The organism is Pantoea sp. X-Soil-OKNW-713, from assembly GCF_059730685.1.
This window is the reverse complement of record NZ_AP035995.1, coordinates 4,238,547-4,251,914: the sequence shown is the minus strand read 5'-3', so window position 1 is coordinate 4,251,914 and position 13,368 is coordinate 4,238,547. Positions and strand designations below refer to the sequence as shown.

The 13,368-nt window shown below is 52.9% G+C and carries 7 protein-coding genes, 2 tRNA genes, 3 rRNA genes and 1 riboswitch; of the genes, 10 read left to right on the top strand and 2 right to left on the bottom strand.

Features of this window, described 5'->3' with window-relative positions:
• Positions 1 to 50 precede the first annotated feature (50 nt).
• Positions 51 to 968 carry a DNA-binding transcriptional regulator OxyR gene (gene oxyR / locus AC6I8R_RS19880; RefSeq protein ID WP_013510974.1) on the top strand — a complete coding sequence of 306 codons (918 nt, stop codon included), beginning with the start codon at positions 51 to 53 and terminating at the stop codon, positions 966 to 968.
• Here the strand turns inward: oxyR and sthA are convergent.
• Positions 951 to 2,351 (bottom strand): Si-specific NAD(P)(+) transhydrogenase, encoded by a 1,401-nt coding sequence (gene sthA, locus AC6I8R_RS19875; RefSeq protein ID WP_013510973.1) that lies wholly within the window; start codon positions 2,349 to 2,351, stop codon positions 951 to 953. The genes oxyR and sthA overlap by 18 nt on opposite strands.
• Positions 2,352 to 2,544: 193 nt before the next feature.
• Here sthA and fabR point away from each other — a divergent pair, with 193 nt between their 5' ends.
• Together fabR and AC6I8R_RS19865 are read left to right on the top strand one after the other, a co-directional pair.
• Positions 2,545 to 3,189, top strand: coding sequence for an HTH-type transcriptional repressor FabR (fabR, locus tag AC6I8R_RS19870; RefSeq protein WP_208724390.1), 645 nt, complete (start codon positions 2,545 to 2,547; stop codon positions 3,187 to 3,189).
• Positions 3,190 to 3,207: 18 nt separating this feature from the next.
• Complete coding sequence (locus AC6I8R_RS19865; protein ID WP_208716880.1) at positions 3,208 to 3,564, top strand: YijD family membrane protein; 357 nt, start codon at positions 3,208 to 3,210, stop codon at positions 3,562 to 3,564.
• 33 nt (positions 3,565 to 3,597) lie between these two features.
• Here AC6I8R_RS19865 and trmA read toward each other — a convergent pair whose 3' ends face one another.
• Positions 3,598 to 4,701, bottom strand: coding sequence for a tRNA (uridine(54)-C5)-methyltransferase TrmA (trmA, locus tag AC6I8R_RS19860; RefSeq protein ID WP_415174984.1), 1,104 nt, complete (start codon positions 4,699 to 4,701; stop codon positions 3,598 to 3,600).
• Between the two features lie 115 nt (positions 4,702 to 4,816).
• A riboswitch (cobalamin riboswitch) is annotated at positions 4,817 to 4,994 on the top strand.
• A gap of 68 nt (positions 4,995 to 5,062) precedes the next feature.
• Between trmA and btuB the strand changes: the two genes are divergently transcribed.
• The 7 genes from btuB to rrf all read left to right on the top strand — a co-directional run bounded on the left by btuB (position 5,063) and on the right by rrf (position 13,308).
• Positions 5,063 to 6,937, top strand: coding sequence for a TonB-dependent vitamin B12 receptor BtuB (btuB, locus tag AC6I8R_RS19855; protein WP_208724388.1), 1,875 nt, complete (start codon positions 5,063 to 5,065; stop codon positions 6,935 to 6,937).
• A complete protein-coding gene (murI, locus tag AC6I8R_RS19850) occupies positions 6,882 to 7,736 on the top strand; it encodes a glutamate racemase (RefSeq protein ID WP_497832716.1) in 855 nt (284 codons plus the stop codon). The genes btuB and murI overlap by 56 nt, the downstream gene beginning before the upstream one ends.
• Positions 7,737 to 8,103: 367 nt before the next feature.
• Positions 8,104 to 9,645 (top strand): 16S ribosomal RNA (locus AC6I8R_RS19845).
• Between the two features lie 74 nt (positions 9,646 to 9,719).
• A tRNA-Ile gene (locus AC6I8R_RS19840) sits at positions 9,720 to 9,796 on the top strand.
• Positions 9,797 to 9,904: 108 nt separating this feature from the next.
• Positions 9,905 to 9,980, top strand: a tRNA-Ala gene (locus tag AC6I8R_RS19835).
• A 204-nt stretch (positions 9,981 to 10,184) separates the two neighbouring features.
• Positions 10,185 to 13,087: ribosomal RNA gene (locus tag AC6I8R_RS19830) — 23S ribosomal RNA — on the top strand.
• A gap of 105 nt (positions 13,088 to 13,192) precedes the next feature.
• Positions 13,193 to 13,308: ribosomal RNA gene (rrf, locus tag AC6I8R_RS19825) — 5S ribosomal RNA — on the top strand.
• The 16S, 23S and 5S rRNA genes sit together here with 2 tRNA genes alongside, the layout of an rRNA operon.
• Positions 13,309 to 13,368: the final 60 nt, after the last annotated feature.

Genomic DNA, 13,368 nt, shown 5'->3' with positions numbered 1-13,368 from the left:
CATTGCTATTCTATCTATCGCCACGGGCTATCGTGGTTCGGAGGATATCAATGAACATTCGTGATCTGGAGTATCTGGTTTCGCTTGCGGAGCATCGTCATTTCCGCCGTGCAGCGGATGCCTGTCATGTCAGTCAGCCAACGTTGAGCGGACAAATTCGTAAGCTGGAAGATGAATTGGGCGTTATGCTGCTGGAACGCACCAGCCGCAAGGTTTTGTTTACCCAGGCTGGGCTGCTGCTGGTAGACCAGGCTCGCACCGTACTGCGTGAAGTGAAGGTGCTGAAGGAGATGGCAAGCCAGCAGGGCGAAACTATGTCCGGGCCACTGCATATTGGCCTTATCCCCACCACTGGCCCTTATCTGCTGCCGCACATCATCCCGATGCTGCATCAGACTTTCCCCAAGCTGGAGATGTATCTGCACGAAGCTCAGACGCAGCAGTTGCTGGCGCAACTCGACAGCGGCAAGCTTGACTGTGCGATTCTGGCGTTGGTGAAGGAGAGCGAAGCCTTTATTGAGGTGCCGCTGTTTGATGAGCCGATGAAACTGGCGATCTACGAGGATCATCCGTGGCACGATCGCGACCGTGTTCCTATGTCGGATCTGGCGGGTGAAAAGCTGCTGATGCTGGAAGATGGTCACTGCCTGCGCGATCAGGCGATGGGTTTCTGCTTTGAAGCCGGTGCGGATGAAGACACCCATTTCCGTGCTACCAGCCTGGAAACGCTGCGCAATATGGTCGCCGCAGGGAGCGGAATCACCTTACTGCCGTCGCTGGCGGTGCCAAATCAGCGCGTGCGTGATGGCGTTTGCTATCTGCCTTGTTACAAGCCGGTACCACAGCGCACCATCGCGCTGGTGTATCGTCCGGGATCGCCTCTGCGCAGCCGCTATGAGCAGCTGGCAGAAGCAATTAAAACCCATATGCAGGCTTATCTCGATAACACGTTAAAACAGGCGGTTTAAACCATTTAACGCGGCTACGCGATAGGCTTCGGCCATCGTGGGGTAGTTAAAGGTGGTATTCACGAAATATTCAATCGTGTTACCGCCATTTTTCTGCTCCATGATGGCCTGGCCGATATGGATGATCTCTGCCGCACGTTCACCAAAGCAATGAATTCCCAGGATTTCTTTGGTTTCACGATGGAACAGAATCTTCAAACTTCCCACATTCATGCCGACAATCTGCGCGCGCGCCAGATGTTTAAACTGCGCACGTCCCACTTCATAAGGCACTTTCATTGCCGTCAGCTGCTGCTCAGTTTTGCCGACTGAGCTGATCTCCGGAATGGTGTAAATCCCGGTAGGAATGTCTTCAATCAGGTGCGCCGTGGCTTCACCTTTCATGATGGCCTGGGCAGCGATACGTCCCTGGTCATAGGCGGCGGAGGCAAGGCTGGGATAACCAATCACGTCGCCGACCGCATAGATATGCGGCTGCGCCGTCTGGTACATGCTGTTGACTTTCAGCAGACCGCGACCATCCGCCTCAAGACCGACATTTTCCAGCGCCAGTGAATCGGTATTACCGGTGCGGCCGTTAGCGTAAAGCAGGCAATCCGCTTTTACTTTTTTACCGGATTTGAGGTGCATGATGACGCCATCATTCACACCCTCAATCTTCTCAAACTCCTCGTTGTGACGAATCACCACGCCGCTGTTCCAGAAGTGGTAAGACAGCGAATCTGACATCTCCTGATCAAGGAACGCTAACAGACGATCACGGGTGTTGATCAGGTCAACCTTGACGTTCAGCCCACGGAAGATTGAGGCGTATTCACAGCCGATCACCCCGGCACCATAGATAATGACGTGGCCTGGTTCATGGTGCAGATTAAGAATCGAATCGGAGTCATAAATACGTGGATGGGTGAAATCGACGTCAGCCGGATGATAAGGGCGCGAACCACAGGCGATAACAAATTTCTCTGCGGTCAGGCGCTCGCGGGTGCCATCTGGCTGCTCTACTTCGATGGTGTTGGCATCAACAAAATGCGCATCGCCCTGATACAGCTCACAGCGGTTACGTTCGTAAAAGCCCTGCCGCATGGCGGTTTGTTGGCTGATGACGTTTTCCGTGTGATTGAGGATATCCGCAAAGGAGGAACGCAGAAGCCGGGTATGATCACTGTAGAGGGGATTTTGATTGAACTCGATAATACGGCTGACAGCATGACGTAACGCTTTGGAAGGGATGGTGCCCCAGTGAGTACAACCGCCGCCGATGTTATGGTAGCGTTCGATCACTGCGATGCGCGCTCCCTGCTTCACCAGCCCCATGGCCGCACCTTCACCGCCCGGACCGGAGCCAATCACAATGGCATCGTAATCGTAAGACTTTTGCATACCAGTACGTCCTATGTTTCTATACATTTTTACAACGAGATTCTAACATCTCGCCGCGCACTTCTGAATTCTATCAGTGATTTTTGCCCACTTTTGACAAAGCGTGAGGTTAACAGGCGGTCACAAACTTTGCGCCGCTGTACGCTGAAAAGTTTGTTATAGTGCCTGCCTGATTACTCACAAGGCAGAGAGAATGGGCGTCAGAGCGCAACAAAAAGAACGTACAAGACGTACACTGATTGAAGCCGCCTTCAGTCAGCTAAGTGCAGAAAGGAGTTTTGCCAGCCTGAGTTTGCGTGAAGTTGCGCGTGAAGCCGGTATTGCGCCCACCTCATTTTACCGTCATTTCCGGGATGTGGATGAACTGGGTTTGACGATGGTTGACGAAAGCGGCCTGATGCTGCGTCAACTGATGCGTCAGGCACGCCAGCGCATTGCCAAGGGCGGAAGCATTATTAAAACTTCTGTTGCAACGTTTATGGAGTTTATCGGGAACAATCCCAACGCTTTTCGTCTCTTATTACGCGAGCGCTCCGGAACGTCGGCGGCGTTTCGTGCTGCTGTAGCGCGTGAAATTCAACACTTTATTGCCGAACTGGCGGATTACCTTGAGCTGGAAAACCGCATGCCGCGTAGCTTTACCGAAGCACAGGCCGAAGCGATGGTCACCATCGTGTTCAGCGCCGGTGCGGAAGCGCTGGATGTGGATATTGAACAGCGTCGCAAGCTGGAAGACCGTCTGGTGCTACAGCTGCGAATGATCGCCAAAGGTGCTTATTACTGGTATCGCCGGGAGCAGGAACGGCTGGCGGTAACACTGGAAAAACCCGAAGAGTAATGTGATAAGGATAATGAAATGATTGAGCAAAACCCCCGCGATAAAGGAACGCTTTTACTGGCTTTTATCACCGGTTTGGCCATCAACGGCTCCTTTTCGGTGCTGTTCAGTGCATTTGTACCATTTTCAATTTTTCCGCTGATCGCCCTTGGCCTGGCGGCCTGGTGTCTGCATCAGCGTTACCTGAACCGTAATATGCCGGACGGCATGCCGTCACTGGCGGCGGCGTTTTTCCTGTTGGGGATTCTGGTCTACAGCGCGCTGGTGCGAGCGGAGTACCCGGATATTGGCTCCAACTTTATCCCGACCATCCTGATGGTCGCGCTGGTGTTCTGGATTGCGACGCGCTTTAAGCGACCGAAGAACAAGAATTAAAAAAAACGGGAACCTCAGGGTTCCCGTTTTTTATTAGGCTTTGCGCGTCAACAGTACGCCGCTTTCCATATGATGGGTATAGGGGAACTGATCAAACAACGCGAGACGTGCAACATCATGGGTTTCTGCCAGCGTGGTGAGGTTATCGCATAGCGTTTGTGGATTGCAGGATATATAGAGGATACGTGGATAAGCCTGCACCATCTTGACCGTTTCGGCATCCAGCCCGCTACGCGGAGGGTCGACGAAAATGGTTTCACATTGATAACTTTGTAGGTCAATGCCTTCCAGTCGGTTAAAGCTACGCACGCCGTTCATTGCCTGAGTAAATTCCTCGGCGGCCATACGGATGATTTGCACGTTATCAATGTGGTTAGCGGCGATGTTGAACTGCGCGGCGGCTACCGAGGGTTTGGCAATTTCGGTGGCTAATACACGACGGAAATTACGCGCCAGCGCCAGGGAGAAATTACCGTTGCCGCAATACAGCTCCAGCAGGTCGCCGCGCGCGTTTTGCGTCACGTCCAGCGCCCACTCCAGCATCTGAATGTTCATCGCGGCATTCGGCTGGGTAAAACTGTTCTCCACCTGACGATAAATCAGTTCTTTGCCCGCCACCGGCAGACGCTCATCAATGTAATCGCGATCGAGACAAATTTTGGTTTTGGTCGCGCGCCCAATCAGCTGCACATCAAAACCTTCGGCGCGCAGGGCGTCACGTAGTGCGCTGGCTGCCAGTTGCCACTCCTCTTCCAGTTTGCGGTGGTAGAGTAGGGAAATGACGATTTGATTGCTCAGGGTCGACAGGTAATCGATCTGAAACAATTTATGGCGCAATGCGCGGTTATCACGGGCAGCGTTGATCATTTTGGGCATCAGTTGGTTGATCAACTCGCTGGCGGCCGGAAATTGATCGACGCGAATACGCTGTTTGGTCTGCTGATCAAAGATGATGTGATACAGATCGTCGCCATCATGCCAGATGCGGAATTCGGCACGCATACGGTAGTGACTGACCGGTGAACGGAACACCTCCACCTCTGGCGCAGCAAACGGCGCCATCATCGCCTGTAAACGGCTGACTTTTTCTGCCAGTTGCGCGTCATATTGTTCAATCGGGAGCTGTTCGGGTGTCATCTTCAATCCTGGTAATAAGCCTGCTTGCCGGGCGATTGTAGGCATTCGATTGCTGTTGTCCAGCCTTGTGCAAAAGAAGATGGCTGGAAGTCTGGATTTCTGGCCTTCTTGTCCGTAGACTGCGACGGCCGGCCTCCTTGAGTTAAAAGGGAATCCAGTGTGAATCTGGAGCTGACGCGCAGCGGTAAAGAATGTCGTGGTGATTGCTGATGCAGACACTGTCCTGCGGGATGGGAAGTCTTCACCATTAATGATTCTCAGCCCGAAGACCTGCCGGTGTGACGTCGCAATTCGTACGGTCATCGCGTGCTATCGATCGTATGCCTGCGGCATCCTGCTTTGTCTTTTGGATGCTATAACAATGAAAAAAACACATGCTTCGCTGTTTGCCTTCAGTGCAACGGCGGTGTCCCTCTGGGCGCAATTTGGCTATGCCCAGCAGGATGATGATACGCAAATCGTTACCGCTAATCGTTTTTCACAGCCAGTTTCTTCCGTGCTGGCGCCCACGACAGTTGTTACCCGCGAAGACATTGACCGCTGGCAGGCAAAAAGCCTCACGGATGTGATGCGTCGCCTGCCTGGCGTGGATATTGCGCAAAACGGTGGCATGGGCCAAAGCAGCTCCATGTTTATTCGTGGCACCAACTCCAGCCACGTCCTGATTCTGATTGACGGTATTCGTTTGAATCAGGCAGGCATTTCCGGGTCGTCCGATCTCAGCCAGATTCCACTCTCGCTGGTACAGCGCATCGAATATATTCGTGGCGCGCGTTCGGCGGTGTATGGTTCTGACGCGATTGGTGGTGTGGTGAACATCATCACGGGTCGTGATAAAAACGGTACCACGCTGACCGCGGGCGTTGGGTCGAAAGGCTACCAGAGCTACGATGGCTCTACCCAGCAGCAACTGGGCGATGCGACTAAGCTGACGCTGGCGGGCAACTATACCTACACCAAAGGCTACGATGTGGTGGCAAATCTGCCCGACATCTATGGCGATCCGGCGCAGAAAGACCGCGACGGTTTCATGAGCAAAACGCTGTACGGTTCGCTGGAGCATCAGTTTAGCGATCAGTTCAGCGGTTTCGTACGCGGTTATGGTTTTGACAACCGCACCGCTTATGATGGCTATCCCACTTATGTGGAACCCAACACCTTTGTCGATACCCGCCAGCTCTACAGCCAGACCTGGGATACCGGACTGCGCTTCAACCAGGGTATCTATTCATCGCAGCTGATTGCCAGCTACAGCCATACTAAGGATTACAACTACAGCCCACAGCTTGGCAAATATGACGCCACGGCGTCGCTGAATGATGTCCAGCAATACAACCTGCAATGGGGCAACTCGGTACAGGTGGGGCATGGTACGGTGAGTGGCGGTGTTGACTGGCAGAAACAAACCTCAGAACCAGGCACCAATTCTACCGTTGAAGGCCAGGAACAACGTAACACCGGTATATACGCCACCGCTCAACAGCAGTTTGGTAGCGTGACGCTGGAAGGCGCCGTGCGCGGAGATGACAACAATGCCTTTGGCTGGCATAACACCTGGCAGAGCAGCGCCGCCTGGGAGTTTGTTGATGGTTATCGCGTGTTTGCCTCTTACGCGACCGCTTATAAAGCGCCGAATCTGGCCCAGCTTTATAGCCAGACTTATGGCAACCCAAATCTGAAGCCGGAAGAAAGCAAGCAGTGGGAAAGTGGTTTTGAAGGTTTAACCGGGCCGGTCAACTGGCGTGTGTCGGGCTATCGTAATGACATCGATAACCTGATTGATAGCGATCCGAACACCTATGTTTACTACAACATCGATAAAGCGCGTATTAAAGGTGTGGAAGCCACGGCGTCTTTCGATACCGGTCCACTGAGTCATACCGTCTCTTATGACTATGTTGACGCGCGTGATGCCGAGACCAATCAGCAATTGTTGCGTCGTGCTAAGCAGCAGGTGAAATACCAGCTCGACTGGACGGTCTTCAATTTCGACTGGTCCATCACTTATCACTACCTCGGTGAGCGTTACGACAACGATTACAACCACTCCTATACGGCACAGCGCATTAAATTGGGCGGCGTAAGTTTATGGGATCTGGCGGTATCGTATCCGGTCACCTCTCAGCTCACCGTTCGTGGTAGAATTGCCAACCTGTTCGATAAAGACTACGAGACAGTGTATGGCTACCAAACTCCAGGAACGGAGTACTACCTCAGCGCCAGCTACAGCTTCTGATCTGCGTCCCACCGTGCTGGTTTTTGACTCTGGCGTCGGTGGGCTCTCCGTCTATGAGGAGATTCGGCAATTGCTGCCGAATCTCCATTATCTCTACGCCTTCGACAATGAAGGTTTTCCTTACGGTGAAAAAACCGAAACCTATATTGTCGATCGCGTTGTGGCGATCGTTGAGGCGATTACGCGGCGCTTTCCACTGGCGCTGGTGGTGATTGCCTGTAACTCGGCCAGTACAGTTTCTTTGCCAGCCCTGCGTGCAAAGTTTGACTTCCCGGTGGTCGGAGTGGTGCCCGCCATTAAACCTGCCGCACGCTTAACGCGTAATGGGGTAGTGGGTTTGCTGGCGACACGCGGCACGGTAAAACGTCCTTATACACACGAACTGGTGGCGCAATTCGCTCGCGAATGCCAAATCAAGATGCTGGGCTCGGCAGAATTGGTAGAGCTGGCCGAGGCAAAGCTGCACGGTGAAGAGGTGCTGCTGGAGGATGTACGTCGTGTGGTGCAACCCTGGCTGCGGATGAAAGAGCCGCCCGATACGGTAGTGTTAGGCTGTACTCATTTTCCTCTGCTGCGTGACGAGTTGCAGTTGGTGTTGCCGGAAGGGACGCGGCTGGTGGATTCCGGCGCGGCAATTGCGCGTCGTACCGCCTGGTTGTTGGAGCATGCGGCACCTGTTGCGCTTTCTGATGCGCCTAACATGGCATTTTGTACGCAGATGAATGAAGAAGTGCTGCAATTATCACCGGTTCTGCAGCGTTATGGCTTCCCATTGATGGAAAAACTGGCGCCTTTGTGATGTTTCGTTGAAAAAAACAGCACTCAGAAATTAATTTGCATTTAGCGCTTGTCAGCCTCAAAGAACTCCCTATAATGCGCCTCCACTGACACGGAACAACGGCTTACGAAGCGATGTGTTGGTGAGGTCACCTTAAGTGGCAACCTTCAGAAAAGCAAAAATAAATGCTTGACTGAAAACGCGGAAAGCGTAATATACGCAACCCGCGCCACACGAGAAATGTGGCACTGCTCTTTAACAATTTATCAGACAATCTGTGTGGGCACTCGCAGGATTGATATCAAAAGTCTACGGACTTAAAAAATATCAAGTCTCAAGAGTGAACACGTAATTCATTACGAAGTTTAATTCTTTGAGCATCAAACTTAAATTGAAGAGTTTGATCATGGCTCAGATTGAACGCTGGCGGCAGGCCTAACACATGCAAGTCGAACGGTAGCACAGAGGAGCTTGCTCCTTGGGTGACGAGTGGCGGACGGGTGAGTAATGTCTGGGGATCTGCCCGATGGAGGGGGATAACTACTGGAAACGGTAGCTAATACCGCATAACGTCGCAAGACCAAAGTGGGGGACCTTCGGGCCTCACACCATCGGATGAACCCAGATGGGATTAGCTAGTAGGTGGGGTAATGGCTCACCTAGGCGACGATCCCTAGCTGGTCTGAGAGGATGACCAGCCACACTGGAACTGAGACACGGTCCAGACTCCTACGGGAGGCAGCAGTGGGGAATATTGCACAATGGGCGCAAGCCTGATGCAGCCATGCCGCGTGTATGAAGAAGGCCTTCGGGTTGTAAAGTACTTTCAGCGGGGAGGAAGGGATGATGTTTAATACGCATCGTCATTGACGTTACCCGCAGAAGAAGCACCGGCTAACTCCGTGCCAGCAGCCGCGGTAATACGGAGGGTGCAAGCGTTAATCGGAATTACTGGGCGTAAAGCGCACGCAGGCGGTCTGTCAAGTCGGATGTGAAATCCCCGGGCTTAACCTGGGAACTGCATTCGAAACTGGCAGGCTAGAGTCTTGTAGAGGGGGGTAGAATTCCAGGTGTAGCGGTGAAATGCGTAGAGATCTGGAGGAATACCGGTGGCGAAGGCGGCCCCCTGGACAAAGACTGACGCTCAGGTGCGAAAGCGTGGGGAGCAAACAGGATTAGATACCCTGGTAGTCCACGCTGTAAACGATGTCGACTTGGAGGTTGTGCCCTTGAGGCGTGGCTTCCGGAGCTAACGCGTTAAGTCGACCGCCTGGGGAGTACGGCCGCAAGGTTAAAACTCAAATGAATTGACGGGGGCCCGCACAAGCGGTGGAGCATGTGGTTTAATTCGATGCAACGCGAAGAACCTTACCTGGCCTTGACATCCAGAGAATTTGGCAGAGATGCCTTAGTGCCTTCGGGAACTCTGAGACAGGTGCTGCATGGCTGTCGTCAGCTCGTGTTGTGAAATGTTGGGTTAAGTCCCGCAACGAGCGCAACCCTTATCCTTTGTTGCCAGCGATTCGGTCGGGAACTCAAAGGAGACTGCCGGTGATAAACCGGAGGAAGGTGGGGATGACGTCAAGTCATCATGGCCCTTACGGCCAGGGCTACACACGTGCTACAATGGCGCATACAAAGAGAAGCGACCTCGCGAGAGCAAGCGGACCTCATAAAGTGCGTCGTAGTCCGGATTGGAGTCTGCAACTCGACTCCATGAAGTCGGAATCGCTAGTAATCGTAGATCAGAATGCTACGGTGAATACGTTCCCGGGCCTTGTACACACCGCCCGTCACACCATGGGAGTGGGTTGCAAAAGAAGTAGGTAGCTTAACCTTCGGGAGGGCGCTTACCACTTTGTGATTCATGACTGGGGTGAAGTCGTAACAAGGTAACCGTAGGGGAACCTGCGGTTGGATCACCTCCTTACCTGAAGATACTTTCCTTCGAAGTGCTCACACAGATTGTCTGATGAAATTTAAAGAAGCAGTAAAACCCTCGGCAGGCTTGTAGCTCAGGTGGTTAGAGCGCACCCCTGATAAGGGTGAGGTCGGTGGTTCAAGTCCACTCAGGCCTACCAAATTCTCCCGATTTCTGCGTTGTGACAACGACCCGCATACCTGATGTATGCTTCGCGTCGTCACGCCTTGAACTCGAAAGAATTGGGTGAAGGGTTTTGCGAATCATTGGGGCTATAGCTCAGCTGGGAGAGCGCCTGCCTTGCACGCAGGAGGTCAGCGGTTCGATCCCGCTTAGCTCCACCATCAACGACCCCACGTTGATAAAAAAACTTCCGAATGCATTTTCGAGTGCATTGCGAAGTTATTGCTCTTTAACAATCCGGAACAAGCTGAAAATTTGAAACGACACGTTGTTTCATTTCTCCGTAATAAGAAATGAAAACGATGTGTTCGAGTCTCTCAAATGCTTGCAGTCTGCATGCGTTGCAAAACGTCTGTGGGTTGTGAGGTTAAGCGACTAAGCGTACACGGTGGATGCCCTGGCAGTCAGAGGCGATGAAGGACGTGCTAATCTGCGAAAAGCGTCGGTAAGGTGATATGAACCGCAACAGCCGACGATGTCCGAATGGGGAAACCCAGTGCACTTGTGCACTATCGTTAACTGAATACATAGGTTAACGAGGCGAACCGGGGGAACTGAAACATCTAAGTACCCCGAGGAAAAGAAATCAACCGAGATTCCCCCAGTAGCGGCGAGCGAACGGGGAACAGCCCAGGACCTGAATCAGTTTGTGTGTTAATGGAAGCGTCTGGAAAGTCGCGCGATACAGGGTGACAGCCCCGTACATGAAAATGCACATTCTGTGAGTCCGATGAGTAGGGCGGGACACGTGGTATCCTGTCTGAATATGGGGGGACCATCCTCCAAGGCTAAATACTCCTGACTGACCGATAGTGAACCAGTACCGTGAGGGAAAGGCGAAAAGAACCCCGGCGAGGGGAGTGAAACAGAACCTGAAACCGTGTACGTACAAGCAGTGGGAGCCTACTTGTTAGGTGACTGCGTACCTTTTGTATAATGGGTCAGCGACTTATATTCTGTAGCAAGGTTAACCGTATAGGGGAGCCGCAGGGAAACCGAGTCTTAATTGGGCGTTAAGTTGCAGGGTATAGACCCGAAACCCGGTGATCTAGCCATGGGCAGGTTGAAGGTTGGGTAACACTAACTGGAGGACCGAACCGACTAATGTTGAAAAATTAGCGGATGACTTGTGGCTGGGGGTGAAAGGCCAATCAAACCGGGAGATAGCTGGTTCTCCCCGAAAGCTATTTAGGTAGCGCCTCGTGAATTCATCTCCGGGGGTAGAGCACTGTTTCGGCTAGGGGGCCATCCCGGCTTACCAACCCGATGCAAACTGCGAATACCGGAGAATGTTATCACGGGAGACACACGGCGGGTGCTAACGTCCGTCGTGAAGAGGGAAACAACCCAGACCGCCAGCTAAGGTCCCAAAGTCATGGTTAAGTGGGAAACGATGTGGGAAGGCCCAGACAGCCAGGATGTTGGCTTAGAAGCAGCCATCATTTAAAGAAAGCGTAATAGCTCACTGGTCGAGTCGGCCTGCGCGGAAGATGTAACGGGGCTAAACCATGCACCGAAGCTGCGGCAGCGACACTATGTGTTGTTGGGTAGGGGAGCGTTCTGTAAGCCGCTGAAGGTGGACTGTGAGGTCTGCTGGAGGTATCAGAAGTGCGAATGCTGACATAAGTAACGATAAAGCGGGTGAAAAGCCCGCTCGCCGGAAGACCAAGGGTTCCTGTCCAACGTTAATCGGGGCAGGGTGAGTCGACCCCTAAGGCGAGGCTGAAAAGCGTAGTCGATGGGAAACAGGTTAATATTCCTGTACTTGGTGTTACTGCGAAGGGGGGACGGAGAAGGCTAGGTTATCCGGGCGACGGTTGTCCCGGTTTAAGCGTGTAGGCTTGCATTCCAGGCAAATCCGGAATGCTTTAAGGCTGAGGCGTGATGACGAGTCACTACGGTGATGAAGTAACTGATGCCCTGCTTCCAGGAAAAGCCTCTAAGCTCCAGGTAACACGAAATCGTACCCCAAACCGACACAGGTGGTCAGGTAGAGAATACCAAGGCGCTTGAGAGAACTCGGGTGAAGGAACTAGGCAAAATGGTGCCGTAACTTCGGGAGAAGGCACGCTGGCATTAGGTGAAGGGACTTGCTCCCGGAGCTGAAGCCAGTCGAAGATACCAGCTGGCTGCAACTGTTTATTAAAAACACAGCACTGTGCAAACACGAAAGTGGACGTATACGGTGTGACGCCTGCCCGGTGCCGGAAGGTTAATTGATGGGGTTATCCGTAAGGAGAAGCTCTTGATCGAAGCCCCGGTAAACGGCGGCCGTAACTATAACGGTCCTAAGGTAGCGAAATTCCTTGTCGGGTAAGTTCCGACCTGCACGAATGGCGTAATGATGGCCAGGCTGTCTCCACCCGAGACTCAGTGAAATTGAAATCGCTGTGAAGATGCAGTGTACCCGCGGCAAGACGGAAAGACCCCGTGAACCTTTACTATAGCTTGACACTGAACATTGAGCCTTGATGTGTAGGATAGGTGGGAGGCTTTGAAGTGTGGACGCCAGTCTGCATGGAGCCAACCTTGAAATACCACCCTTTAATGTTTGATGTTCTAACGTAGGCCCGTAATCCGGGCTGCGGACAGTGTCTGGTGGGTAGTTTGACTGGGGCGGTCTCCTCCCAAAGTGTAACGGAGGAGCACGAAGGTTGGCTAATCCTGGTCGGACATCAGGAGGTTAGTGCAATGGCATAAGCCAGCTTGACTGCGAGAGTGACGGCTCGAGCAGGTGCGAAAGCAGGTCATAGTGATCCGGTGGTTCTGAATGGAAGGGCCATCGCTCAACGGATAAAAGGTACTCCGGGGATAACAGGCTGATACCGCCCAAGAGTTCATATCGACGGCGGTGTTTGGCACCTCGATGTCGGCTCATCACATCCTGGGGCTGAAGTAGGTCCCAAGGGTACGGCTGTTCGCCGTTTAAAGTGGTACGCGAGCTGGGTTTAGAACGTCGTGAGACAGTTCGGTCCCTATCTGCCGTGGGCGCTGGAGAATTGAGGGGGGTTGCTCCTAGTACGAGAGGACCGGAGTGAACGCACCACTGGTGTTCGGGTTGTCATGCCAATGGCATTGCCCGGTAGCTAAGTGCGGAAAAGATAAGTGCTGAAAGCATCTAAGCACGAAACTTGCCCCGAGATGAGTTCTCCCTGACTCCTTGAGAGTCCTGAAGGGACGTTGAAGACGACGACGTTGATAGGCCGGATGTGTAAGTGCAGCGATGCATTGAGCTAACCGGTACTAATGACCCGTGAGGCTTAACCTTACAACGCCAGAGGCGTTTTGAGTTGAGAGACGCGAGAATTTTCAGCTTTGTTCGAACGGATTGATTCGTATGGCCTGCGAGGGCGGTACGGATAAACAGAATTTGCCTGGCGGCTGTAGCGCGGTGGTCCCACCTGACCCCATGCCGAACTCAGAAGTGAAACGCCGTAGCGCCGATGGTAGTGTGGGGTCTCCCCATGCGAGAGTAGGGAACTGCCAGGCATCAATTTAAGGTATTTACCTGAAAAGGTAACACCGGTTATCAGCGAGACCCCGCTGGTA

Excerpts from the sequence above, each read along its gene's own strand:
- oxyR (WP_013510974.1), top strand. The coding sequence starts at position 51 with ATGAACATTCGTGATCTGGAGTATCTGGTTTCGCTTGCGGAGCATCGT.
- sthA (WP_013510973.1), bottom strand. The coding sequence starts at position 2,351 with ATGCAAAAGTCTTACGATTACGATGCCATTGTGATTGGCTCCGGTCCG.
- fabR (WP_208724390.1), top strand. The coding sequence starts at position 2,545 with ATGGGCGTCAGAGCGCAACAAAAAGAACGTACAAGACGTACACTGATT.
- AC6I8R_RS19865 (WP_208716880.1), top strand. The coding sequence starts at position 3,208 with ATGATTGAGCAAAACCCCCGCGATAAAGGAACGCTTTTACTGGCTTTT.
- trmA (WP_415174984.1), bottom strand. The coding sequence starts at position 4,701 with ATGACACCCGAACAGCTCCCGATTGAACAATATGACGCGCAACTGGCA.
- btuB (WP_208724388.1), top strand. The coding sequence starts at position 5,063 with ATGAAAAAAACACATGCTTCGCTGTTTGCCTTCAGTGCAACGGCGGTG.
- murI (WP_497832716.1), top strand. The coding sequence starts at position 6,882 with ATGGCTACCAAACTCCAGGAACGGAGTACTACCTCAGCGCCAGCTACA.